26 protein-coding genes and 1 tRNA gene are annotated in these 23735 nt (G+C 66.2%); 17 read left to right on the plus strand and 10 right to left on the minus strand.

All coding sequences use genetic code 11. The annotated features are described in order from the left end of the window. Positions 1 to 12: 12 nt before the first annotated feature. Entirely contained in the window at positions 13 to 642 is a 630-nt protein-coding gene (locus A5790_RS12620; protein WP_064395196.1) for a TetR/AcrR family transcriptional regulator, read from the minus strand. Positions 643 to 769: 127 nt separating this feature from the next. Here A5790_RS12620 and A5790_RS12625 point away from each other — a divergent pair, with 127 nt between their 5' ends. After that, entirely contained in the window at positions 770 to 1594 is an 825-nt protein-coding gene (locus A5790_RS12625) for an alpha/beta hydrolase family protein (RefSeq protein WP_197696778.1), read from the plus strand. On the opposite strand, the gene purD is transcribed toward A5790_RS12625, so the two are convergent. Next, complete coding sequence (gene purD / locus A5790_RS12630) at positions 1591 to 2859, minus strand: phosphoribosylamine--glycine ligase (protein WP_066844377.1); 1269 nt, start codon at positions 2857 to 2859, stop codon at positions 1591 to 1593. The two genes, A5790_RS12625 and purD, sit on opposite strands and share 4 nt — an antisense overlap. Positions 2860 to 2950: 91 nt before the next feature. Between purD and A5790_RS12635 the strand changes: the two genes are divergently transcribed. From A5790_RS12635 to A5790_RS12645, 3 genes are read left to right on the plus strand one after another with little or no spacing between them, the layout of a single operon-like run. Further along, positions 2951 to 4180, plus strand: a complete 1230-nt coding sequence (locus A5790_RS12635; RefSeq protein ID WP_066844500.1) for a cytochrome P450 — start codon at positions 2951 to 2953, stop codon at positions 4178 to 4180. A gap of 27 nt (positions 4181 to 4207) precedes the next feature. Next, positions 4208 to 4816 carry a TetR/AcrR family transcriptional regulator gene (locus A5790_RS12640; protein WP_066844379.1) on the plus strand — a complete coding sequence of 203 codons (609 nt, stop codon included), beginning with the start codon at positions 4208 to 4210 and terminating at the stop codon, positions 4814 to 4816. Positions 4817 to 4868: 52 nt separating this feature from the next. Then, positions 4869 to 5369 (plus strand): EspA/EspE family type VII secretion system effector, encoded by a 501-nt coding sequence (locus tag A5790_RS12645; RefSeq protein WP_066844502.1) that lies wholly within the window; start codon positions 4869 to 4871, stop codon positions 5367 to 5369. Between the two features lie 31 nt (positions 5370 to 5400). On the opposite strand, the gene A5790_RS12650 is transcribed toward A5790_RS12645, so the two are convergent. The 5 genes from A5790_RS12650 to A5790_RS12670 all read right to left on the minus strand — a co-directional run bounded on the left by A5790_RS12650 (position 5401) and on the right by A5790_RS12670 (position 10212). After that, the gene (locus A5790_RS12650) at positions 5401 to 6627 is read right to left on the minus strand and encodes a hypothetical protein (RefSeq protein WP_066844381.1); all 1227 of its coding nucleotides are present in this window, start codon (positions 6625 to 6627) and stop codon (positions 5401 to 5403) included. Next, positions 6617 to 7048: a carboxymuconolactone decarboxylase family protein gene (locus A5790_RS12655; RefSeq protein ID WP_066844384.1), complete on the minus strand. Its 432-nt coding sequence runs from the start codon at positions 7046 to 7048 to the stop codon at positions 6617 to 6619. Before A5790_RS12655 ends, A5790_RS12650 begins: the two co-directional genes overlap by 11 nt. 2 nt (positions 7049 to 7050) lie before the next feature. Then, positions 7051 to 7902, minus strand: coding sequence for an NAD(P)-dependent oxidoreductase (locus A5790_RS12660; RefSeq protein ID WP_082961693.1), 852 nt, complete (start codon positions 7900 to 7902; stop codon positions 7051 to 7053). Further along, on the minus strand, positions 7899 to 8660 hold the full coding sequence (locus A5790_RS12665; protein ID WP_066844387.1) for an SDR family oxidoreductase: 762 nt from the start codon (positions 8658 to 8660) through the stop codon (positions 7899 to 7901). Before A5790_RS12665 ends, A5790_RS12660 begins: the two co-directional genes overlap by 4 nt. Before the next feature lie 85 nt (positions 8661 to 8745). Then, positions 8746 to 10212, minus strand: a complete 1467-nt coding sequence (locus tag A5790_RS12670) for an aldehyde dehydrogenase (RefSeq protein WP_066844506.1) — start codon at positions 10210 to 10212, stop codon at positions 8746 to 8748. Between the two features lie 139 nt (positions 10213 to 10351). Here A5790_RS12670 and A5790_RS12675 point away from each other — a divergent pair, with 139 nt between their 5' ends. The 10 genes from A5790_RS12675 (at position 10352) to A5790_RS12720 (ending at position 18109) form a co-directional block, all read left to right on the plus strand. Next, the gene (locus A5790_RS12675) at positions 10352 to 10960 is read left to right on the plus strand and encodes a TetR/AcrR family transcriptional regulator (protein ID WP_066844390.1); all 609 of its coding nucleotides are present in this window, start codon (positions 10352 to 10354) and stop codon (positions 10958 to 10960) included. Beyond that, entirely contained in the window at positions 10957 to 12165 is a 1209-nt protein-coding gene (locus A5790_RS12680; RefSeq protein WP_066844393.1) for a cytochrome P450, read from the plus strand. Before A5790_RS12675 ends, A5790_RS12680 begins: the two co-directional genes overlap by 4 nt. After that, the gene (locus tag A5790_RS12685) at positions 12165 to 12992 is read left to right on the plus strand and encodes an SDR family oxidoreductase (RefSeq protein ID WP_066844396.1); all 828 of its coding nucleotides are present in this window, start codon (positions 12165 to 12167) and stop codon (positions 12990 to 12992) included. The genes A5790_RS12680 and A5790_RS12685 overlap by 1 nt, the downstream gene beginning before the upstream one ends. Continuing rightward, positions 12989 to 14341 carry a cytochrome P450 gene (locus tag A5790_RS12690; protein ID WP_066844398.1) on the plus strand — a complete coding sequence of 451 codons (1353 nt, stop codon included), beginning with the start codon at positions 12989 to 12991 and terminating at the stop codon, positions 14339 to 14341. Before A5790_RS12685 ends, A5790_RS12690 begins: the two co-directional genes overlap by 4 nt. 7 nt (positions 14342 to 14348) lie before the next feature. Beyond that, positions 14349 to 14558 carry a ferredoxin gene (locus A5790_RS12695; protein ID WP_066844401.1) on the plus strand — a complete coding sequence of 70 codons (210 nt, stop codon included), beginning with the start codon at positions 14349 to 14351 and terminating at the stop codon, positions 14556 to 14558. 2 nt (positions 14559 to 14560) lie between these two features. Then, positions 14561 to 15106 carry a nuclear transport factor 2 family protein gene (locus A5790_RS12700; protein ID WP_066844403.1) on the plus strand — a complete coding sequence of 182 codons (546 nt, stop codon included), beginning with the start codon at positions 14561 to 14563 and terminating at the stop codon, positions 15104 to 15106. Positions 15107 to 15197: 91 nt separating this feature from the next. Further along, positions 15198 to 16325 (plus strand): NDMA-dependent alcohol dehydrogenase, encoded by a 1128-nt coding sequence (locus tag A5790_RS12705; RefSeq protein WP_066844407.1) that lies wholly within the window; start codon positions 15198 to 15200, stop codon positions 16323 to 16325. 5 nt (positions 16326 to 16330) lie between these two features. Further along, the gene (locus tag A5790_RS12710; RefSeq protein WP_066844410.1) at positions 16331 to 16777 is read left to right on the plus strand and encodes a ketosteroid isomerase family protein; all 447 of its coding nucleotides are present in this window, start codon (positions 16331 to 16333) and stop codon (positions 16775 to 16777) included. Beyond that, positions 16767 to 17645, plus strand: coding sequence for an SDR family NAD(P)-dependent oxidoreductase (locus A5790_RS12715; protein ID WP_066844413.1), 879 nt, complete (start codon positions 16767 to 16769; stop codon positions 17643 to 17645). The genes A5790_RS12710 and A5790_RS12715 overlap by 11 nt, the downstream gene beginning before the upstream one ends. Before the next feature lie 59 nt (positions 17646 to 17704). Next, on the plus strand, positions 17705 to 18109 hold the full coding sequence (locus A5790_RS12720; protein WP_066844508.1) for an HIT family protein: 405 nt from the start codon (positions 17705 to 17707) through the stop codon (positions 18107 to 18109). Here A5790_RS12720 and A5790_RS12725 read toward each other — a convergent pair. Together A5790_RS12725 and A5790_RS12730 are read right to left on the minus strand one after the other, a co-directional pair. After that, entirely contained in the window at positions 18097 to 19515 is a 1419-nt protein-coding gene (locus A5790_RS12725; protein WP_066844416.1) for a cell wall metabolism sensor histidine kinase WalK, read from the minus strand. The genes A5790_RS12720 and A5790_RS12725 overlap by 13 nt on opposite strands. A gap of 32 nt (positions 19516 to 19547) precedes the next feature. Further along, positions 19548 to 20261, minus strand: a complete 714-nt coding sequence (locus A5790_RS12730; protein WP_197696775.1) for a response regulator transcription factor — start codon at positions 20259 to 20261, stop codon at positions 19548 to 19550. A 100-nt stretch (positions 20262 to 20361) separates the two neighbouring features. Here A5790_RS12730 and A5790_RS12735 point away from each other — a divergent pair, with 100 nt between their 5' ends. Then, positions 20362 to 21183: a hypothetical protein gene (locus A5790_RS12735; protein ID WP_066844422.1), complete on the plus strand. Its 822-nt coding sequence runs from the start codon at positions 20362 to 20364 to the stop codon at positions 21181 to 21183. A 2-nt stretch (positions 21184 to 21185) separates the two neighbouring features. Here A5790_RS12735 and A5790_RS12740 read toward each other — a convergent pair whose 3' ends face one another. Continuing rightward, positions 21186 to 21512, minus strand: coding sequence for a hypothetical protein (locus A5790_RS12740; protein ID WP_066844425.1), 327 nt, complete (start codon positions 21510 to 21512; stop codon positions 21186 to 21188). A gap of 50 nt (positions 21513 to 21562) precedes the next feature. Between A5790_RS12740 and A5790_RS12745 the strand changes: the two genes are divergently transcribed. Together A5790_RS12745 and A5790_RS12750 are read left to right on the plus strand one after the other, a co-directional pair. Beyond that, positions 21563 to 21634, plus strand: a tRNA-Thr gene (locus A5790_RS12745). A gap of 144 nt (positions 21635 to 21778) precedes the next feature. Continuing rightward, on the plus strand, positions 21779 to 23734 hold the full coding sequence (locus A5790_RS12750; protein WP_066844429.1) for a serine/threonine-protein kinase: 1956 nt from the start codon (positions 21779 to 21781) through the stop codon (positions 23732 to 23734). Position 23735 lies beyond the last annotated feature (1 nt).

The raw sequence follows: 23735 nt of genomic DNA on the forward strand, positions 1-23735 counted from the left end.
CCTCCTACTACGTCACACCTGCGCCACTCGCTCGTCGATTGGTGCCAACACGTCTATCACGTCGATCAGCGTTGCGCGTGCTGTTGCGCGAGGCCCGTCACCCTCGGCGACGAGCGCCGCCACCACCGCACCGTCGACCGCGTTGACCAAAGCGGTGAGGTACTCGGCGCGCACCGAGCGACCCGACCGCTCGATGACCTCGATGACGGCATCGGTGCGCTGGCGCATGATTCGCCGTTGGATGTCGCGCAGCATCGGGTGGCGCGCGCACGCGATGTAGCGCTCGTAGCGTGAGATCAGCTGCTCGCTGACCCGTTGCCCCGCCACATCGTCGACCAATAGATCCACCAGGATGTCGGCGGTCGACTCCGCGCCTCGCCGGCGCCGCGACAGCATCGCCACCCGGGCTCGCAACTGCTCGGCCTCACGCTCGCCGACGTATTCGACGGCCCTGGCAATCAGATCGTCCAGCGACGAGAAGTAGTAGGTCGTCGACGCCAGCGGCAGGCCGGCGCGACGGGCCACCGCGCGATGTCGCACCGCGTCGAAGCCGCCCTCGCACAGCAGATCGGCAGCGGCGCTGACCAGCGCAAAGCGTCGACGTTCTCCCTTGGGAGTGACCGCTGCCGTCACCTTTAGCATGCTGCCAGTCGGGCGGCCCTACCATCGCGCTTTCGCCTAATCGTCAGGTTTTCGAACCGAAGTCGGGGCTGGTGTTTCTGGTGCGACGGGCCAGCCGCCGCTCGTCGGGCAGACAACCCGCGATGGCATCATGGCCGCCATGCCCGAACTGAGCCGCCGTTCGCTTCTGCGCCTCGGGGTCGGCGCGGCCGCCGGAGTGGCGGCGCTGCGGATGGCGCCCGCGGCCCCGGCCGCGCCCGCCGCACCCACCTACGTCGACGGGTCCTTCGTCTCGGCGGCCCGCGGCGGGCAGAAGACCAACTGGGCGATCGCCCGTCCGCCCGGCCAGACCGCGCCGCTTCGTCCGGTCATCGCGCTGCACGGTAAGGGGCAGGACGCAGCGGGTGTGATGGCCGGCGGTGTGGAACAGGGCTTGGCCGACGCGGTCGCCGCGGGCCTGCCACCCTTCGCGGTCGTCGCCGTCGACGGCGGTGGAAGCTACTGGCACAAGCGGGCCTCCGGTGAGGACTCCGGGGCGATGGTGCTCGACGAGCTGATCCCGATGCTGGGCTCACAAGGTTTGGACACCTCACGAGTCGGCTTCCTGGGCTGGTCGATGGGCGGCTACGGGGCGCTGCTGCTCGGGGCGCGGCTCGGCCCCGCCCGCACCGCCGCGATCTGCGCCGTCAGCCCCGCGCTGTGGACGTCCCCCGGAGCCGCCGCGCCCGGTGCGTTCGACGGCGCGGAAGACTATGCCACCAACAGTGTTTGGGGCCTGCCCGCGTTGGCGTCGATTCCGATCCGGATCGACTGCGGGACCGGCGATCCGTTCTACTCGGCGACCAAGGAGTTCATCGCGCAGCTGCCGAATCCGCCCGCGGGCGGCTTCTCGCCGGGTGGGCACGATGCCGGGTTCTGGAGCGCGCAGCTGCCCGCCGAGCTGTCCTGGATGGCCCCGCTGCTGACGTCTTAGACGCTGATGCGCCCCTCGGCCGCGGCAAGGGCGATGTCTCTGCGAAAGTGGCTGCCCGGCAGCCGAATCGATTCGATCACCTGGTAGGCGGCCTCACGCGCTGCCGACAGATCCGCGCCGGTACCCACGATGGAGAGCACGCGGCCTCCCGAGGACACGACGGCACCGTCCTCGCGGCGACTCGTGCCCGCGTGCAGCACACCGTCGACCTCGGCACCGGCGATCACGTCGCCGACACGCGGGCGAGACGGGTAGTTCTCCGCGGCCAACACCACGGTCACGGCGGCGCCGTCGCGCCATTGCAGCGGCGGCTCGTCGGCGAGGCTGCCCGTTGCGGCCGCGTACAGCAGCTGACCCAGCGGCGTCTCCAGCAGGGCCAGCACCGGCTGGGTCTCGGGATCGCCGAAGCGACAATTGAATTCGATCACCGCCGGGCCTCGTGACGTGATCGACAGGCCGGCGTAGAGCAACCCCGAGAACGAACTACCGCGCTTGACCAGTTCGGTGGCAACGGGTTTCACGATATCGTCGACGATGTGGGTGACCATGTCCTCGGGCAGCCACGGCAGCGGCGCGTACGCCCCCATACCGCCGGTGTTGGGGCCGGTGTCGTTGTCGCCGACCCGTTTGAAGTCCTGCGCGGGCAGCATAGGCACCACGGTCTCGCCGTCGACGACGCAGAACAGCGACACCTCGGGCCCGTCGAGGTACGACTCGAGCAGCACTGGATGTCCCGCGTCGAGCAGGCCCGCGGCATGAGCCCTGGCGGCCGCGCGATCGGTGGTGACCACCACACCCTTGCCCGCGGCCAGACCGTCGTCCTTGACCACCCACGCGGCCTCGCCGCTGTCGGGGCCGAAGCGGTCGAGCGCCGCGTCGAGGTGAGCGGGGTTGTCGACGACCTCGCTCCTGGCGGTGCGCACACCGGCGGCCGTCATCAGCTCCTTGCCGAACGCCTTCGAACCCTCGATGCGGGCCGCGTCCTTGCTCGGCCCGAAGCAGGCGATCCCGGCGCTGCGCACCGCATCGGCGACGCCGAGCACCAGCGGTACTTCCGGCCCGATGACGACGAGGTCGACCTCCAGCCGCTGCGCCAGCCTGGTTACGGCCTCACCTGAGGTGATATCGACGTCGTACTGGTCGGCGATCGCGGCGGTACCCGCATTGCCCGGCGCGATCGACAAGTCTTCGACCTGCGGGTCACGCCGCAGCGCCAGCAGCAACGCATGTTCACGGGCACCGGATCCGATTACCAGGACTCGCACAACTGCTCACCCTAACCGCAGTCTCGATCTCGGTTCGGTCGACGACGCTAGTTAGGCCATACACTTGACTAACCAGTGTATGGTCGAGTGTATGACGCAGGCCACATGCCCGTTCGGACCCGGATATGACTTCACCGACCCCGAGGTGCTGCTGCGCGGTATCCCCGACACCGAATTCGCTCAGCTGCGCAAGACCGCGCCGGTGTGGTGGAACGAGCAGCCCGAGTCGATCTTCGACGACGGCGGCTACTGGGTGATCAGCCGCCACGAGGACATCAAGGCCATCTCGCGCAACGGCGAGCTGTGGTCGACCAACCGCAAGGGGGCGGTGATGCGCCTTCCCGAGGGCGTCACCTCGGATCAGCTCGAGCTCACCAAGGCGCTGCTGATCAACCACGACGCGCCCGAACACACGAGGCTGCGCAAACTCGTGTCGCGGTTGTTCACCCCGCGCGCAATCACCACGCTCGAGGAGCGGTTGGCGACCGCCGCACGCGAAATCGTCTCCGAGGCAAAGCAAAAGGGCAGTGGCAATTTCGTCGACGACATCGCGATGCGCCTGCCGCTGCTGGCCATCGCCGACCTGATCGGTGTGCCCGAGGCCGATCGCGAGAAGTTGTTTGGATGGACCAACGCGATCATGAACACCGACGACCCCGACTTCGACTCCGATCCGACCGCCGCCAATGCGGAGCTGATGGGGTACGCCTACGCGATGGCCGAGGAGCGCCGTCGGTGCCCGGCCGACGACATCGTGACCCGGCTGATCGAGGCCGACCTCGACGGGGAGTCGCTCGACGATGTGGAGTTCGCGTTCTTCGTGATCCTGCTGGCGGTCGCCGGAAACGAGACGACCCGAAACGCGATGACCCACGGTATGAACGCGTTCTTCGAGAATCCCGAGCAGTGGGAGCTGTTCAAGCGCGACAGGCCCGCGACCGCGGCCGACGAGATCGTGCGGTGGGCCACCCCCGTGCACTGCTTCCAGCGGACCGCGCTGGCCGACACCGAACTCGCCGGTGTCACGATCCGCGAGGGCCAGCGGGTGGGCCTGTTCTACAGCTCGGCCAATTTCGACGAAGAGGTCTTCGACCAGCCGTTCCGGTTCGACATCTCGCGCGACCCCAATCCGCACCTCGGTTTCGGCGGCAACGGCGCCCACTACTGCATCGGCGCGAACCTGGCCCGCATGGAGATCAAGCTGATCTTCAACGAGATCGCCGACCAGATCCCCGGAATTGCCAAAGCCGGTGAGCCTCAGCGCCTTCGGTCGGGCTGGATCAACGGCGTCAAGGACCTGCAGGTCTCTTACACCGGCTGACCGGGCGGGCTGAGTAGGATTTTCGCCGTGCGCACACACGGTTGGTCCGGCTCGGCGCCGTCGACGGATGAGGAGGCGGTGGCCCGAATCCTCGACGCCGCGGGCAAGGCGATCGACGCGCGCGGTGCCGAGTTCTCGATCAGCGACGTCGCGCGCACACTCGGGGTGACGCGGCAGACGGTCTACCGGTACTTTCCGAGCACCGACGCGCTGCTTCAGGCCTCAGCACAGCGTGCGGCCACCGGCTTTCTAGACCGGCTCGCCGACCACCTGCAGGGGTTGACCGACCCGCAGGAGGCGGTCGCCGAGGGCATTGCCACCGCGCTGGAGTGGCTGCCACAGGACAAACACATGGGACTGTTGCTGATGCCCGCGCGGGCCAGCGAGTTCAGTCAGACGGTCACCTCGGATGTGGCGTTGGAGTTCGCCAATTCGATGCTGCGCCGCTTCGACGTTGACTGGGCCGCGCAGGGGTTCGACGACCACGACCTCGACGAACTGGCCGAACACCTGCTGCGGATCATCCAGTCGTTCGTCATCGACCCGGGGCGTCCCCCGCGCCGCGGCCCTGAGCTGCGGAGCTACCTGCGACGCTGGGTCGGCGCGTCCGTGGCCGCTCCGACCGCGGCCCGCTAGGCGCCGCAATTGGTGCTCGGCCGGCCGTCTGGTGGGCCGTAAACTCACGATCGTGAGTGTCGTCGATGCCTTCCTCTCGACGTGGGCGCGGGCGCGCGCGACGTTCGGTGAGGGCATCCCGCAGGACGGCGGCGGGCTGGACCACAGTGCCCGCCTGGAGTCCCTGCGGGACGAGGTGGAGTCGGCGACACCGGGTTCGGATTGGACGGGCGCGGGCGCCGAGGGCTATCGAGACCGGAACGCCAGGCAGGCAAGGGCTCTGGGGGCATTGGCCGACCTGGATCGCCGCCTCGCGGCTGAGGTGGACAGGTCGGCCGCGGTGGTCGCGGCCGGCAGGCGTGAGCTCGATGCGGTCCGTCAGTGGGTGCTGGACGCGGCGGCGACGACGCCCGAAACCCCGGCCGGCCAACAGATGCTGTGGCCGGTGGTCAGCAAGGGCGCAGGCGAGGTCGCCGAGATCATCCAGCGCTCACACAGCGACCTCGCTGCCATTGCGGCCAGGATGCGCACACTCGGTGCGGAGTACGAGGAACTCGGTAGATCCGCGCGCTGAACAGACGGGTGCGCCCCGCTGACCACGAGGCTCAGAGCACGGTCAACGGCAATGACTTGCGGTCTTCGAACTCCCATGTCGAACCGCCGCTGACCCTGACAACCGACACCTCGGAGAATTCCTTGGCTTCGCTGTCCGTGTCGACGACCCGCGCGGTCCACTCCTGGGCGGTGCCGGTGACCTCGACATCGAGATGCTTGTCGATCGCCGTGACGGCGGCCTGCAACGGACGCACCTCGTCGGGGGTCACCAGCGACACCCACGCGCCGTCCTCGTGCGCCGCCGAACGCCGCACGTGCACCACATCCGGACCGAACTCGGCGTCCACATAGGCCGCCGGGTTGAGCATCGGATGCAACTGCAGTGTGCGCACGGCGCCTTCGATGCCGCCGGGCAGTCTCAGCGCGCGGTGGATGCGTTCGGCGGCGATGCCGGCGATGCCGATCAGCTGTTTGGTGCAGATCTCGGTCGCCAGTTCGGTGTTGGTGCCCGCGCGCTTGCCCACCGCGATCACGAACGACAAGTTCAGCAAGTGCATCTGCAGGGTCACCTCGTCGGCAATGCGCACCAGCGCCGAGTGTGAGAACGCCCCGAAGTCGAAGTCCGACACCAGCGGTCCCGAGTAGTCCGACTGGCCCTCGTCATCGCGGTTGATTGGATCGAATTCGGTTCTGGCGGCGCGGGTTCGGCGCATCACGTCCAACACCGGGTGATCGTCCACCTCGGGATAGGACTCGTCGATCACGACCGTCCACGCACAGTGCGGATGCCGGTCGGCCGGTGTGCGTGGAGGCCGGTGGATCGGACGGATCTGCGCGCGACGGTTTGTGGCGGCCGCGGTCGCGTCGAACGTCGGGTCCTCGATGTCGTGACACATGCCGCGCACGTAGTCCTCGCCCATCGGCTCCACGTCGAGCAGCGCGCCGCAGTGGTCGAGGTGGAACTCGCCGTGCCACCGGTCGTGCACGGTGTAGCGGAAGTCCATGAACTGCGGTGGGGCGCCGATGTCGAGCTGCATGCCTTTGAAGATCGTGACGACGTCGTCACCCTCGAAGTCCAGTGCCCGCTGCATGCGTTTGGCGTAGATCGGGCTGGCGCCCATCCACTCCTCGATCGCGACCTGCAACATCTCCTCGCGGCCGAAATTTGCGATGATCCAGGCCATTCCGGACCGGTCGATCAATTGACCGATCAGCAGCAGCTCGGGCAGCAGGACCGCGAGTTCTTCCCGCGACAGGGACGCATACCTACTCGTCATGGACCGTCCCACCGGAATGCATCTTCACCGCGGCGTTCACATTGGCCTTCTTGTCATCCGCCGGACGCTTCTTGCGGTTCTTGATCACCTTGCTGACCGCGCCGTCGAGCTTGGAGCCCAGCGGGAACCCGAGGTAGTGGGTCAGGAAGACGGCCATCTCCTTGAGCTCGTCCTCGGTCATCTCCCCGTTGGCCAGCGCCGCGTTGGCCTGGATTTCGGCGAGGTCGGAGTTCCCGACGGCGGTCACGGCGGTCAGCGTCATGATCCGCTTGTCGCGCATCGACAGCCCGGGGCGCGACCAGATGGTGCCGAAGAGGTGGTCGACGGTGAGGTCGAAATACGGATCACCCTCGATGTTGGGCATCTCCCAGCCGTAGACCTCGTTCATCTTCTCGAGGCCCTTGCGGCGCAACTCGTCCATCGTCACTCCTTCGTGTGCGGCACGCCGAGCCCGGCGGCCAGGTTCTGCAGCGCGATCTCGGCCAGCGGGAGTTCGGTCCCGGTGGCCTCGCCCAGCGCGAGCGCCAGGCTGAGATCTTTTTCTGCGAGTCCACGTGTGTGCGTGAACATGTCGTACAGCCAGTGGTCCGGCGTGAGGTCACTCATGTCGTCGCGCACGATGATCGCGCCCGGCCCGCCGCTCTGCGCGTCGCTATGACGGACCACCCGGCCGAGCTTCTGCAGATCCAGGCCCGCCGCCTCGGCGAGCCGCATCGCCTCGCAGGACGCGGCGAACCCGATGAAGGTCAACATGTTGCGGGCCAGCTTCATCCGGGTTCCGGCCCCGGGTTCACCAGCGCGGACCACCAGCGACGCCCACTTCTTGAACACGGGTTTGACCTTGGCGAACGCCTCGTCGTCGGCGCCGACCATCACGGCCAGCTCACCCTTGTCGGCCGCCCCGGCGCCCCCGCTCACCGGCGCGTCGACGATGTGAATCTCCTTGTCGCGCAACTGCTCGGCGAGCTCGCCGGCCGTGTCGGGCTCGATCGTCGAGTGGATCGCGATCACGGTGCCCGGCGCGGCGTGTTCGCCGAGTTGTCCCACCACGTCGCGCACCTGGGCATCGTTGAGCACGGTGACGCTGATGATGTCGGCCTTCGCGACATCGGCGACGCTGTCGGCAACACCGGCGCCGAGCTCGACCAACGGGGTCATCGCCTCGGTACGCACGTCGAACACGACCAGCCCGCCGGGCCAGTCGACCAGACGCTTGGCCATCGGCGCCCCCTGGTTGCCCAGGCCGATGTATCCCAGCTTGACGTCGTCGCTCACCTGATGATCTGCCCGCCGTCGACGTTGAAGATCTGACCGGTGATCCACTTGGCCTGATCCGACAGCAGGAACAGGCACATGCCGACCAGGTCCTCCGGTTGTCCCATGCGCGACAACGGGATTCCCTTGACGATGTCCGCAACCATCTCCTGAGGCGTGGTGGTGCGGTTGGCCTCGGTATCGATGGGGCCCGGCGCGATCGCGTTGACCCGGATGTTCTGCCCGCCCAGCTCGGTCGCCAGCTGCTGGGTCAGCCCGTTGACCCCGACCTTGGCCAGACCGTAGAAATTCGAGTACAGCCACGCCGCCGTCGAGGATTGGTTGACGATCGCCCCGCCGCCGCGTTTGGCCATCTTCTTGTACACCGCCCGGGTGCAGATCAACGCGCCGTCCATGTTCACGCTCATGAACTTCTTGTAGTAGTCCCAGTCCACGGTGATCAGGAAGTCCAGTTTCATGCCGCCGAAGATCGCGGCGTTGTTCACCAGGTAGTCGATGCCGCCGAACTCCGAAAGCGTCTGCGCGGCCATCTCCTTCGCCGATTCCGGGTCGGAGACGTCGACACGCACGGCGAGCGCGCTGCCGCCCTCGCCCTTGATACCGTCGGCCACCTTCTGCGCGCCCTCGGTGTTGATGTCGGCAACCACCACTGCGGCGCCCTCGCGCGCCAGCGCCTCGGCATACGCTTGGCCGATACCGCCGCCGGCGCCGGTGACGATCGCCACCTTGTCCTTGAACTGGTCCTCGTAGAGCCCCATCGTGTTCCTTCCTCGTTGCCGAATGTGGGGTTGTGTCACGCCTCGCGACGTTTTGCGTGCGGGTAACCCACGTTCGGCGTGATCGTCACACCGCCGTAGCGATCGCCTTGATTTCCAGGTATTCCTCGAAGCCCGCCAGTCCCATCTCGCGACCCAGCCCGGACTGCTTGTATCCGCCGAACGGCATATCCGCCGAATACCAGACGCCGCCGTTGATGTTGACCGTGCCGACCCGCATCCGTGCCGCGACCCGGTTCGCGCGTTCTTCGTCGGCCGAGAACACCGTGCCTGAAAGGCCGTACGCCGAATCGTTGGCGATGCGGACCGCGTCGTCGTCGCCGTCGTGGGCGATGACCGTCAGCACCGGTCCGAAGATCTCCTCCCGCGAGACCTTGGCGTTGTTGTCCAGTCCGGTGATGACGGTGGGCTCGATGAAGAAGCCGGTATCGCGATCGGCGGGGCGGCCACCGCCGACGGCGAACTTGCCGCCCTCCTCGATCGCCGAGTCAAGGTAGCCCTGAACCCGGTCGCGCTGGCGCGCGGAAATGAGTGGGCCGCAGATGGTTCCGGCGTCCCGGGGGTCGCCCGGCTTGAGTCCGCCCATCGTCGCCGCCGCGGCCTCCACCGCCTCGTCGTAGCGAGCCCGCGGCACCACCAGTCGGGTGGTGATGGCGCATCCCTGTCCGGCGTGCATCGACGCGGTGAACGCCGACATCGAGCAGGCGGCGGCCAGGTCGGCGTCGTCGAGCACGAGGAACGCCGACTTGCCGCCCAGTTCCAGGAACACCTTCTTGATCGTCGCGGCGCCATCGGCCATCACGCTACGACCGGTCGCCGTCGACCCGGTGAACGAAACCATGTCCACCCGTGGGTCTTTGGACAGCAGCGCACCGACCCCGTGATCGCTGGAGGTGACGATGTTGACGACGCCCGGCGGGATGTCGGTGTGCTCGGCGATCAACTCTCCGACCGCGGCCGCACACCACGGGGTGTCCGGGGCCGGCTTGAGCACGATGGTGTTGCCGGCGGCCAACGCCGGGCCGATCTTGGCCAGGTTGATCTGGTGCGGGAAGTTCCACGGGGTGATGGCGCCGACGACGCCGACGGCCTCGCGGGCGAGGCGGCGGCGGGTCTTGATGCCCATCGGCGACGCGACCCCGAGATCGGTGTTCCACTCGTAGGACTCGGCGGTGTCGGCGCAGAAGCTCAGATCGTCGACCGGTCCCTCGAGCTGAGCCGCCGACGTCAACATCCGGGGCGCGCCCACCTCGCCGATCGTGATCTCGCGCAGTTCCTCGATGTGCTCCTTCAGGACGGCCTGCAGCTGGCGAAGGCAACGCACCCGCAAGTCGGTGTCGGTCGACCAGTCGGTCTCGTCGAAGGCGCGCCTGGCCGCCTCGATCGCACGACCCATGTCGTCGGCGGTGGCGTCGGCCGCGACACCCAGCACTTCCTCGGTGGCGGGGTTGACGGTTTCAAACGACCCGCCGCTTCCCGCGACGAGCTTGCCGTCGATGAGCAGCTGACTTTCCCGATTCGCCAGCACAGCCATGCCGTCTCCGTTCACCATTGCTGGACAAGTGTCCGAATTGTTGAACCGAACGATAGTCCCCTCGCAGTGCGGCTGGCAAGCATAGCGTTTACTAGCTGCATACTTGCGGAGCCGAGCCCGTGTCCGATAACTTGGACAGGTGTCCAGCGAGCCCGTGGTTGCGGTCCCAGCCCCGGCGCCTGTCAGCACCGCCGAGACACCGCGGAACCGTCGCCAGGAGGAGACGTTCCGCAAGGTGCTCACCGCCGGTGTCGAGATGCTGCGCGAATCCTCCTACGCCGACCTGACGGTGCGCGCCGTCGCCGCTAGGGCCAAGGTCGCCCCGGCCACCGCCTACACCTACTTCTCGTCGAAGAACCACCTGATCGCCGAGGTGTACCTGGACCTGATGCGTCAGGTGCCGTACTTCACCGACGTCAACGACAGCCGGGTCGCCCGCGTCGAGAAGACTCTGCGCGCGATGGCGCTGATGGTCGCCGACGAACCCGAGGTCGCGGCGGCGTGCACGACCGCGCTACTCAGCGGTAGCGACTCCGCAGTGCGCGCGGTACGCGACCGCATCGGTGCCGAGATCCACCGCCGCATCCGCTCGGCCATGGGCCCAGAGGCCGACCCGCGCGCATTGGCGGCCCTGGAGATGACGTTCTTCGGCGCGCTGGTCAACGCGGGTAGCGGCGTCTTCACCTACCACCAGATCGCCGACCGGCTCAGCTACGTCGTCGGCCTCATCTTGGGAGACGAGCAGTGACCATCAGCGAAATCGTTCTTGACCCATACGACTACGACTTCCACGAGGATCCGTATCCGTACTACAAGCGGCTGCGGGACGAGGCACCGCTGTATCGCAACGACGAACTCGGCTTCTGGGCCCTTTCGCGGCACCAGGATGTCCTGCAGGGTTTCCGCAACAGCACCACGTTGTCGAACAAGTTCGGCGTATCGCTGGATCCCGCGTCCCGCGGACCGCACGCCTCCAAGACCATGTCCTTCCTGGCGATGGACGACCCCGACCACTTGCGACTGCGCACACTGGTGTCGAAAGGTTTCACGCCTCGGCGCATCCGCGAGTTGGAGCCGCGCGTCACCGAGATCGCCGTGCAGCACCTCGATGTCATGTTGGACAAGGCACGCTCGAACGAGACCGTCGACTACGTCGGCGAATTCGCGGGCAAGCTGCCGATGGACGTCATCTCGGAGCTCATGGGTGTGCCGGAGCCCGATCGCGACCAGGTGCGGGCGTGGGCCGACGGTGTCATGCACCGCGACGAGGGTGTCACCGACGTACCGCCCTCGGCCGTGGAGGCATCGATCAACCTGATCGTCTACTACCAGGGCATGGTGGCCGAACGCCGCAAGGAGCCGAGCGACGACCTGACCACCGCGCTACTGGAGGCCGAGATCGACGGCGACCGGCTCACCGACGACGAGATCATCGGCTTCATGTTCCTGATGGTGATCGCCGGTAATGAGACCACCACGAAACTGCTTGCCAATGCGGCCTTCTGGGGCCACAGGAACCCCGACCAGTTGACTCCGGTCTACGCCGACCTGCAGCGGATTCCGCTCTGGGTCGAGGAAACGCTGCGATACGACACCTCGAGCCAGATCCTCGCGCGCACGGTCTCGGGCGAGCTGACGTTGTACGACACCACCATCCCCGACGGTGACGTGTTGCTGTTGCTGCCCGGGTCGGCTCACCGCGACGAGCGGGTGTTCGAGGACCCCGACCGTTTCCTCATCGGCCGCGAAATAGGTTCCAAGCTCATGAGTTTCGGCAGCGGTGCCCACTTCTGCCTCGGTGCGCACCTGGCGCGGATGGAGGCCAAGGTCGCGTTGACCGAGTTGTTCAAGCGAATCCGCGGATACGAGGTGGACGAGGCCAACGCCGTCCGCGTCCACTCGAGCAATGTCCGCGGATTCGCTCACCTTCCCATCACTGTGGAGACTGTCTGATGCCCCGGTTCGACCCCCTGCCCGAACGACGACCCGTCATCGTCGCCGGCGCCTCATCCGGAATCGGAGAGGCGACGGCGATCGAGATGGCCGCGCGCGGCTTCCCAGTCGCGCTGGGCGCCCGTCGCGTCGAGAAACTCGAAGACATCGTCGGCAAGATCAACGCCGACGGCGGCGAGGCCGTCGGGTTCCATCTCGACGTCACCGACCCCAACTCGGTGAAAACGTTTGTCGCCCAATCGGTGGAGGCACTCGGCGAGATCGAGGTATTGGTGGCCGGTGCCGGTGACACCTACTTCGGCAAGCTGGCCGAGATCAGCACCGACGAGTTCGAGTCGCAGCTGCAGATCCACCTCGTCGGGGCCAACCGGCTGGCGTCGGCGGTGCTCCCGGGCATGCTCGCGCGCCAGCGCGGCGACCTGATCTTCGTGGGATCCGACGTGGCGCTGCGCCAGCGGCCGCACATGGGCGCCTACGGGGCGGCGAAGGCGGCGCTTCTGGCCATGGTCAACAACTTCCAGATGGAACTGGAGGGCACCGGCGTGCGCGCCTCGATCGTGCACCCCGGCCCGACGAAGACCAGCATGGGCTGGAGTCTGCCCGCCGAGAAGATCGGCCCGGCACTCGAGGATTGGGCGAAGTGGGGCCAGGCCCGGCACGATTACTTCCTGCGGGCGGCCGACCTGGCCAGGGCCATCGCCTTCGTGGCGGAGACCCCTCGCGGCGGGTTCATCGCCAACATGGAACTTCAGCCCGAGGCGCCGCTGGCCACCGCGCCGGCGGAACGCCAGCAACTCAAGTTGAACGAGGAGAACCTGAAGTCATGACGACCGCCATCGTGCCCCGGGTTTCCGGTGGTGAAGAAGAGCACGGACACCTCGAGGAGTTCCGCACCGACCCGATCGGCTTGATGCAACGGGTCCGCGACGAGTGCGGTGACGTCGGCTGGTTCCAGTTGGTGGACAAGCACGTCATCCTGCTGTCCGGCGCCGAGGCCAACGAGTTCTTCTTCCGTTCGGCCGACGAGGATCTCGACCAGGCCGAGGCCTATCCGTTTATGACGCCGATCTTCGGCAAGGGTGTGGTGTTCGACGCAAGCCCCGAGCGTCGCAAGGAGATGCTGCACAATTCGGCGCTGCGCGGTGAGCACATGAAGGGCCACGCGACCACCATCGAGGGCGAAGTCAAGAAGATGATCGCCGACTGGGGACCCCAGGGCGAGATCGAGCTGCTCGACTTCTTCGCCGAGTTGACGATCTACACCTCGACGGCCTGCCTGATCGGGCTGAAGTTCCGCAACGAACTCGACCACCGGTTCGCCGAGTACTACCACGATCTCGAGCGCGGCACCGACCCGCTGTGCTACGTCGACCCCTACCTGCCGATCGAAAGCTTCCAGCGCCGCGACGAGGCGCGCGTCAAACTTGTTGCGCTGGTTCAAGAGATCATGAACCACCGGTTGGCCAATCCGCCGACCGACAAGTCCGACCGTGACATGCTCGACGTGCTGGTGTCGATCAAGGACGAGGACGGCAACCCGCGGTTCTCGGCCGATGAGGTCACCGGAATGTTCATCTCGCTGATGTTCGCCGGGCACCACACCAGTTCTGGAACCTCGGCGTGGACCCTGATCGAGCTGATCCGCCACCCCGAGATCTACGCCAAGGCGCAGGCCGAACTCGACGAGCTCTACGCCGACGGCCAGGAAGTCAGCTTCCACGCGCTGCGCCAGATTCCGTTGCTGGACAACGTGGTCAAGGAGACCCTGCGGCTGCACCCGCCGCTGATTATCCTGATGCGGGTGGCCCAGGGCGAGTTCGAGGTCGCCGGATTCCCCATTCACAAGGGCGATTTCGTGGCCGCCTCGCCGGCGATCAGCAACCGGATCCCTGAGGACTTCCCGGACCCCGACGCCTTCAACCCGGACCGCTACAACAAGCCCGAGCAGGCCGACGTCGTCAACCGGTGGACGTGGATCCCGTTCGGCGCGGGCAGGCACCGCTGCGTCGGCGCGGCGTTCGCGCAGATGCAGATCAAGGCGATCTTCTCGGTCCTGTTGCGCGAGTATGAGTTCGAGATGGCGCAACCGGCCGACAGCTACCGCAATGACCACTCGAAGATGGTGGTTCAGCTGCAGCGGCCCGCCAAGGCTCGGTACCGCCGTCGGACCAAGTAGGTACCGAATGGGCTGCTACAGAGTCGAAGTGGATCTTGACCTGTGTCAGGGTCACGCGATGTGTGAGCTCGAGGCGCCGGACTACTTCCGGGTGCCCAAACGCGGCAAGGTCGAAATCCTCGATGCCGAACCGCCCGACGACGCCCGCGACGAGATACAGAACGCGGTCGACATGTGCCCGACCCAAGCACTGGCCATCACAGAAATAGGAGATTGACAATGCCGTCACTACCCCGCGAAGCACTCGACAACTGGGTCGAGCAGTGGCTGGAGGCCAACCGGGAGGCCGAACGCAACGGCGACTGGAAGCCGTTGGCCGAGTTCTACACCGACGACGCGACCTACGGCTGGAACATCGGCCCCAAGGAAGACGTGATGTGTGTCGGCAAGGACGAAATCCGCGACGTCGCGCTGGGTTTGGAGATGGAGGGCCTGGAGAACTGGGTCTACGAGTACCAGAAGGTGCTCGTAGACGATAAGCAGGGCGAGATCGTCGGCTTCTGGAAGCAGGTCGCGAACAAGTCCGACGGCACCACCGATGAGATCTACGGCATCGGGGGCAGCTGGTTTCGCCTCAATGCTGATCTGAAGATCGAATGGCAGCGCGACTTCTTCGATTTCGGCCACGTCGCCAAGGGCTACGCGAAGCTGATCGAATCCGGCGACCTGTCGCCCGGTATGCAGAAGCGCATCGAGCGCTCCCTGGCCGGCGAGAAGTTGCCCGGTTACTACCCCCTCGGCCAGGCCCCGGTGCCGATCTGGTGACCCGGCCAAGCAGTTGATTGGGGGTGGGTGTGACCTACCTAACTACTGCCTCTACCCTGAGGTCACCGGTACTAGCGGAAGGCACGTTCGAATGAAGACAAAAGGTGCTCTCATCTGGGAGTTCAACCAGCCGTGGTCGATCGAGGAGATCGAGATCGGAGACCCCGTCAAGGACGAGGTCAAGGTGCAGATGGAAGCGTCGGGGATGTGCCACTCCGACCACCATCTGGTGACCGGCGGCATCCCGATGGGCGGCTTCCCGGTGCTCGGTGGCCACGAGGGCGCGGGCATCGTGACCGAGGTGGGTCCGGGCGTCGAGGACCTCAAGCCCGGCGATCACGTCGTGATGTCGTTCATCCCCTCCTGCGGCAACTGTCCCTCGTGTCAGGCCGGCATGCGCAACCTGTGTGACCTCGGCGCCGGACTGCTCGGCGGCACCGCGGTTTCCGACGGCACCCACCGCATCCACGCCAAGGGGCAACCCGTCTTCCCGATGACCCTGCTGGGCACATTCTCGCCCTACATGGTCGTGCATCGCAGTTCGGTCGTGAAGATCGACGAGTCGATCCCGTTCGAGGTCGCCTGCCTGGTCGGTTGCGGGATCACCACGGGCTACGGCTCGGCCGTCCGCAGCGGTGACGTCCGACCCGGTGAGGACGTCGCGATAGTCGGTGTCGGCGGTGTCGGCATGGGCGCGCTGCAGGGCGCAGTCACCGCGGGTGCGCGCCGTATCTTCGCGATCGACCCGGTGGAGTGGAAGCGCGATCAGGCGCTGAAATTCGGCGCCACGCATGCATATCCGGACTGGGAGTCGGCGATGGCCGGCATCGCGGAGGTCACCTGGGGCCTGATGGCGCAGAAGGTGATCGTCACCGTGGGTGAGCTGCACGGCAAGGACGTCGACAACTACCTCAACCTCACCGCCAAGGGCGGCACCTGCGTGGTCACCGCCATCGGCAGCCTGCTCGACACCGAGGTGAACCTCAACCTGGCGATGCTGACCTTGCTGCAGAAGAACCTGCAGGGCACCATCTTCGGTGGCGGAAACCCGCACTACGACATCCCGCAGCTGCTGTCGATGTATCAAGCGGGCAAGCTGAACCTCGACGACATGGTCACGCGGCAGTACAAGCTGGAGCAGATCAACGACGGTTATAAGGACATGCTCGAGGGCAGGAACATCCGCGGCGTCATTCGCTACACCGACGACGACCGGTAGAGCTCGTGTCTGCCGAAACCGTCGAGAAGACACCCGCTTTGGCGGCCTCCCACAATTCGTGGAGATGCGTGCACTCCCACGACAAGGAGGGCTGGTTGGCCCTGATGGCCGACGATGTCGTCATCGAGGATCCGATCGGGCAGTCCTTCACCAACCCCGACGGCACGGGGATTCGCGGGAAGGAGGCGGTGTCCGGCTTCTACGACGCCAACATCGCCTCAAACGATCTGCGAATTACCTGCGAAGAGACGTTCCCGTCGAGTTCGCCGCACGAGGTGGCTCATATCCTGGTGCTGCGCAGCAAATTCGACAACGGAATGACCAGCACGGTGCGCGGAGTGTTCACCTACAAGGTCAACGACGCCGGACTGCTCACCAACCTTCGTGGCTACTGGAACATGGACATGATGCAGTTCGGGCAAGCGGGCGGCCAGACATCGGATGGCAAGTAGCCCGTCTCTGACCGGGCGGGGCGCGGTTGTCGTCGGCGGTTCGCGCGGTGTCGGGCTGGCGGTGGCTGAACTGCTCGCTGCCCACGGTGCTGGGGTAGTCGTCAACGGCCGCGATCCGCAGGCCGTAACGCAGGCGACGCAACGGATTCCGGGAGCATGCGGAGTATCCGGCTCGCCCGCCGACCCGGAGATCGCCGACGGCCTCATCGACACTTGCGTCCAGGAGTTCGGTCGCATCGACATCCTGATCAACTGTGCGGGCACAGCCGAGCCCGTCGGATCGTCGATTCTCACGATCACGTCGGGCCAGTTCCGCGAGCTGCTCGACGCACACCTCAATACGGCCTTCGAGACCTGCCGAGCCGCCGCGCCCAGGATGGTCGCTCAGGGCGCAGGAGCCATTGTGAACACGAGCTCGTTCGCGTTCCTCGGCGATTACGGCGGTACGGGCTACCCGGCGGGGAAGGGCGGCGTCAACGGGCTGACCCTGGCGATCGCCGCCGAACTCAAGGAGCACGGCGTGCGCGCGAATGTCGTCTGTCCCGGCGCCAGGACGCGGCTTTCAACCGGAGCGGATTACGAGGCGCACATCGCCGCCCTGAACCGTCGCGGCCTGTTGGACGAGGTGAGCATGCAGGGTGCCCTCGATGCCGCGCCGCCGGCGTACGTCGCGCCGACCTACGCCTATCTGGCCAGTGACCTGGCCAAGGACGTGACCGGACAGATCTTCATCGCCGCCGGCGGATTCGTCGGGCGCTTCGACAGGCCGACGCCGACGATTCTGGCCTACCGCGACCACCACGACGCCGCACCCTGGTCCGTTGCCGAGCTTCACGACCATTTTCGGCCGAAAGCCGGACACAGCTGACGGCGGCGGATAGCCGACGCGCCCTCGACCGCGGCGCGTCGCTCACTATGCTCGACGCCATGGCGAGCGTGTTCACGAAGATCATCAACGGGGAGCTACCAGGCCGGTTCGTCTACGAGGACGACGACATCGTCGCCTTCCTGACGATCGCCCCAATCACCCAGGGCCACACGCTCGTTGTGCCCCGAGCCGAGATCGACAACTGGCAGGACGTCGAGCCGGCAGTCTTCGGCCGCGTGATGGAGGTGTCTCAGCTGATCGGCAAGGCCGTGGTCAAGGCGTTCCCAGCCGATCGGGCCGGTGTGATCATCGCCGGACTCGAGGTGCCGCACCTGCACGTGCACGTTTTCCCCACCAACGACCTGGCCGATTTCGGGTTCGCCAACGCCGACCAGAACCCGTCGCAGGAATCCCTCGACGAAGCCCAGGCCAAGATCAAGGCGGCGCTGTCTCAGCTGACCTGAGCCGCCACATCGGCGATGCGCGGCAGGCTGACCCGAAACGTGCACCCCTGCCCCGGCGCGGTGGTGACGTCGACCGTTCCGCCGTGGGCCAGAACCAACGAGTCGACGATCGACAATCCCAGCCCGGTGCCGCCGCTCGCCCGAGTGCGTGACGAGTCCGCGCGATAGAACCGTTCGAACACCCGCTGCGCGTCGTCTTCCGTCATACCCGGCCCCTCATCGCACACCTCCAGCACAGCGCGGTCACCCGCGGTGCCCACCCGCACGGTCACCCCGGCGGTTTCGGGGGTGTGCTGAAGCGCGTTCGTCATCAGGTTGCCCAGCACCTGGCGCAGCCGGGCTTCGTCGCCAAGCACCTCCGGGGTGCCCGGCCCGTCGAGCACCTTCAACCTGATCGCTCGCTTAGGGGCGATGGATTGCGCGTCGTGGACGGCGTCGGTGGCCAGCGTGAGGAGATCGACGCGCCGGTGCTCGAGCGGGCGTTGTGCGTCGAGGCGGGCGAGTAGCAGAAGGTCCTCGACAAGCAAACCCATCCGGCCGGACTCGCTCTCGATGCGGCTCATCAGCATCTCGACGTCGCGTGCCGCGCCCTGCCGGTACAGCTCGGCGAATCCACGGATGGTGGTCAGCGGCGTGCGGAGCTCATGGCTGGCGTCGGTGATGAACCGTCGCATCCGCTCCTCGGAACTGCGGGCCTGTTCGGCGGAGGCCTCCGAGGCCGCCATGGCGGTTTGGATCTGGGCGAGCATGCCGTTGAGCGCCAACGACAACCGGCCGACCTCCGTGCGCGGATCACGCTGAGGGACACGGCGATCGAAATCGCCCGCTGCGATCGCCGCCGCGGTCTGCTCGACTTCGACCAGTGGACGCAGGCTGCGGTGCACCACTGCATAGCCGACCACCCCGAGGACCACCAGTACCGCCAGCCCGATCCCCACCTGTGCGTAGACCAACTCGCGCACTGTGGTCTGCACGGCGGAGAAGTCGACGGCGACGGTGACGACCCCGTCGGGGCTGCGGACCGTCATCGCGCGCCACTGCACATCGGAACCGTTGAGCGAGCCGATGGTGACCGGTTCCGAACCCACGTCGTTGTCCGCAGGCAGCGCCGGTTCGGCATCTCGGTCGTTGACGGCAATCCAGATGTGTCCGTCGGCGCCGACGCCGCGGACATAGAAATTCGTCGGTGGGCGTGCGGGGTTGGGGCTCTCCAGCGCGTTGTCGGCCCCTTGGCGCGGCGCCTGGGCCCACCCGCGTGAAGCGTCGAGCAGTTCTTGGTCCACGCGGTTGCTCAGGGTGTGGCGCAGGATCGTGGTGACCGCCACGCCGGATGCGAGCAGACCGCACGCCACCAGCAAGAGGGTGGCCGCCACCAGCGCCACCCTCAGCGGCACGCGTGCGGTCATCTATTCATTGTCGGCGCGCGGGCGGTTCTGCGTCACCGCGGCTCGCGGAGCACGTACCCGACACCCCGCAACGTGTGCAACAGGCGCTTTTCGCCCGTGTCGACTTTTCGCCGCAGATAGGACACGTAGGACTCGACGACGTTGACGTCGCCGCCGAAGTCATAGCGCCAGACGTGGTCGAGGATCTTGGGCTTGGACAGCACCGTTCCGGCATTGATGATGAAGTACCGCAGCAGCGTGAACTCCGTCGGCGACAACGAGACCGGCTCCCCCGCCTTCCACACCTCGTGGGTGTCCTCGTCGAGTTCGATGTCGGAGAAGCACAACCGGGAGTTGCGTGGCTCCTCGACGCCTCGGCCGGAGCGGCGCAGGATCACCCGCAACCGGGCCACCACCTCTTCGAGGCTGAACGGTTTGGTCACGTAGTCGTCACCGCCGAGGGTGAGGCCGGCGATCTTGTCCTGCAGCGAGTCGCGCGCGGTGAGGAACAGTGCCGGTGCGTCGATACCGTCGGCGCGCAGTCGTCGCAGCAGCCCGAAGCCGTCCATCCCGGGCATCATCACGTCGAGGATGACGGCGTCCGGGCGTACCTCACGGGCCTTGTCCAGCGCGGCGGCTCCGTTGGAGGCGGTATAGACCTCGAACCCCTGAAACTTCAGGCTGACGGACAAGAGCTCGACGATGTTGGCCTCGTCGTCGACGACGAGGACCTTGGCCTCCGGTGTGTTCTCGGGTAGTGCAGGCATGGCCACCTACTCACTGTCCGTCTGTCACCGGTGATGTTCCTGCCAGCAGGCTGTGTACTTCCTGTGAGTCTTCATCTTGCGCCGTCCATAGACTGAGGTGATGAACTTCGGCAAAGCGCTGACCGATATCGCGACCGCACCGGCGCGAGCCGCCCTGGCTGTCGCCGACGCGGGACTGGCCATGGCGACCGGGGCGGTGAGCATGGCGCAGCGCACGCTCGGCGAAGCCGTCGAGGGTGGGCCCGGATCGGCGTCGTTCGCCACCATGCTCGGCCTGAACGACGCGGTCGAGCGGGCGAACCGACTGGCACGCCTGATGGACGACGACGCCCCGCTGGGCCGGGCGTTGGCACCCAACGGACCCCTGGACCGGCTGTTGCGACCGGGCGGACTGGTCGATCAGCTGACCACCGAGGGCGGCCTGCTGGATCGCGTGACCGCGGACAACGGTGCAGTCGCCCGGGCGGTGGCCCCCGGCGGTCTGGTGGACCAGTTGATGGCCGAAGGCGGTCTGGTGGACCGCATGACCACCGACGATGGCGCGTTGTCACGGGTGATCGCCCCGGGCGGGCTGGCCGACCAGCTACTGGCCAACGATGGTCTCGTGGAGCGGGTACTGCGCGAGGACGGCGTGGCCGACCGCTTGCTGGCCGAGGACGGCCTGCTGGACACGCTCACCGATCCGGACGGTCCGTTGCTCAAGCTGGCCGACGTCGCGGACACGCTGAACCGGTTGGCGCCCGGCCTCGAAGCGCTGGCGCCGACGATCGACGCGCTGCACGACGCCGTCGTGACACTGAGCCAGGTCGTCAATCCGCTGAGCAATATCGCCGACAGGATCCCGCTACCCGGTCGCCGGCCGCGCGCCAGGACGTCGTCAAGAACGGTGACCTCTCAACGCATCATCGACGTCGAGGAGTGAGCTCAGGCGTCGGCTTCGATGGTCTGAATCGCCGCTGACACGCTCTCCGGAGTCGGGGGCTGGTCTTCGGGCTGCCAGCGCTGCAACAGCAGCACGGCAGCGCCGCGCAGTATCCGCACGTAGTCGTCGACATCGGACTGCTTGTAGGACTCGATGCGCTGGGAGATATCAGGAACCAGCGGCTTGATGGCGGTGGCGATACTGAGGCCTCGACCACCCTCGATGCTCGTGTTTTTGTCGAGCAGCGCGAGGAGTCGCTCGACGTCGGACCGCGTGAGGCCCGGGTACACCTGCGGGAAGTCGGCGAGTAGATCGTCCTTGACAGTCACGGGCAGCGGAGTTCCCCGAACCGGCGACCCGATAAACTCGAGGCTCGCAGGCCTCCTTAGCTCAGTGGTAGAGCACTCGCCTTGTAAGCGAGCGGTCGTCAGTTCAATCCTGACAGGAGGCTCCGACTCTATTTCGCGGCAGGCTCCAGGATTCGAAAAATACCGACCCCGCTGCAGAAATCGGCGCACTTCGTCCGGGGTTGTGACAAGAACGCCTGGGCCACTCCGCTCGCCGATACGATAAGGCGACCTGGAACGAGGTTGTCATGACTGATTCGACCGCCGACTATCCGTTCGAATTGACTCAATCTCAAGCGGCGACCGGTGCCGCCAGCGAATACGGAACTCGTACCGGAACATACGAACCCTCGTTCGCCGGGCTCAGCCCATCGACCCGCCTCTCACAAATCGAGGTCGGTCAGCGGCTCGACGACTTCGATCTGCTGCTTCAATTAGGCACCGGCGCATTCGCCAAGGTCTTTCTTGCCCGGCAACGGTCTATGCAACGGTTGGTGGCGGTCAAGATTTCCGCGAATGAGGGCCACGAACCGCAAACCCTGGCTCAGCTGGATCACGACTACATCGTCCGGGTTTTCGACCAGCGGATTCTGCGCGAACAGAATTGGCGGCTCCTGTACATGCAGTATCTGCCCGGCGGGACCCTGCTGGACGTGGTCGAGGCGATTCATCGCGCGAAGGGGCCACCCAAAACCGGTCAGACACTGCTCAACGCGGTGGACAACGCACTGGAGGCGCGAGGGGGAATCCGTCCCACGGAATCAGCGACGCGCACTGCGCTCGCCTCGCTCCCCTGGCCGGACACCGTCGCGTGGCTGGGGAAGCGGCTCGCAGAGGCGTTGGATTATGCGAATTCACGAGGTGTGTTGCACCGCGACATCAAGCTGGCGAATGTCCTCCTTGCCCCCGACGGGACGCCCAAACTCGCGGACTTCAACATCAGCTTCGCCCGCAACGTAAAGGGCACGAGTCCCTTCGAATACTTCGGCGGTTCACTCTCATACATGTCCCCCGAGCAACTATTGGCTTGTCAGCCCGGGCACACCCTCGACATGGCTGCCCTCGATGCCCGCAGCGACATCTACTCCCTTGCCGTCGTGCTGTGGGAGCTGCTGACCGGCCACAAGCCGTTCGATGACTCGGCGGCGCAAGCCGCGCGGGCGAACGCAGCCAATGCTGTCGGCGACACCACCGCGCTCGAGCTGATGTTGACCACCCGCGCAGAGGGGATTTCGCCGACAACACTGGCTGCGCTGCCGGAGGATTGTCCGCCGGCACTGCGTAGAGTGCTGCTCAAAGCACTGAGCGCCGAGCGTGAACAGCGCTGGGCTTCGGGAGCCGAACTCGCCGAGCAACTCCAGCTGTGTCTCGATCCGAAGGCTCGTGACTTGGTTGATCCGCCAGCTCGAAGTTGGCGGCTGCGGCTACGGCCGTTCTTTGTACCAATTGCCTTCCTGGCCATCATGATTCCCAACCTGCTGGCCAGCGCGTACAACATCCAACACAACCAGCTGCTTATCGTCAGTCAGCTCTCCGAGAATGCGCAGGACCGGTTCATGCTGGTCACCACAGTGGTCAACGTGGCGTTTTTCCCGCTCGGCGCTGCGGTGCTGCTTTATTGGTATCGCTACATCGTCCTAGTTCCGCGGCGTTTACGACGTGGACCAGCGCCGCCCGCAGCGGCCTTGGCCCGAGCGCGTCACGACTGTCTTCTCGCAGGCGATCGGGCGGTATTCATCGTTTTCGGCTTGTGGTTGCTGTCAGGGTTGACTTTTCCGCTCACCATGCAATTCGCAGCAGGGGGGATTCCCGGTAGGTCTGCCATCCATTTCTTCGGATCAATCACGATCTGTGGTGCAATCGCGATCGCGTATCCGTTCTTTCTGTTGACTTTCTACATCGTGCGCAGCGTCTATCCGGAACTCGTGGCACACGGAAAGACGAGCCCTCGGGAAACCGAACAGTTGCGGGCACTCAGCCGTCGACTGGCACGCTATCTGGCGATCGCAGCCTCCGTGCCGTTACTCGGCGTCGTCGCTGTGACCTTCCTGACTCCTGACGAGATCGCCGAAGTCATCGTGCCCATCCGGGTGCTGTGTATCGGGGGAATCGCGGGGTTTGTACTCGTGTACTGGCTTTCGCGGCAGATCGAATCTGACGTCGCAGCGCTCGAGCGGGTGATTCGCAACAGGGTGGCCCACTAGC

Origin of the sequence: Mycobacterium sp. 852002-51152_SCH6134967 (assembly GCF_001667105.1) — a bacterium.
In the GTDB taxonomy this organism is placed as follows: domain Bacteria; phylum Actinomycetota; class Actinomycetes; order Mycobacteriales; family Mycobacteriaceae; genus Mycobacterium; species Mycobacterium neumannii_A.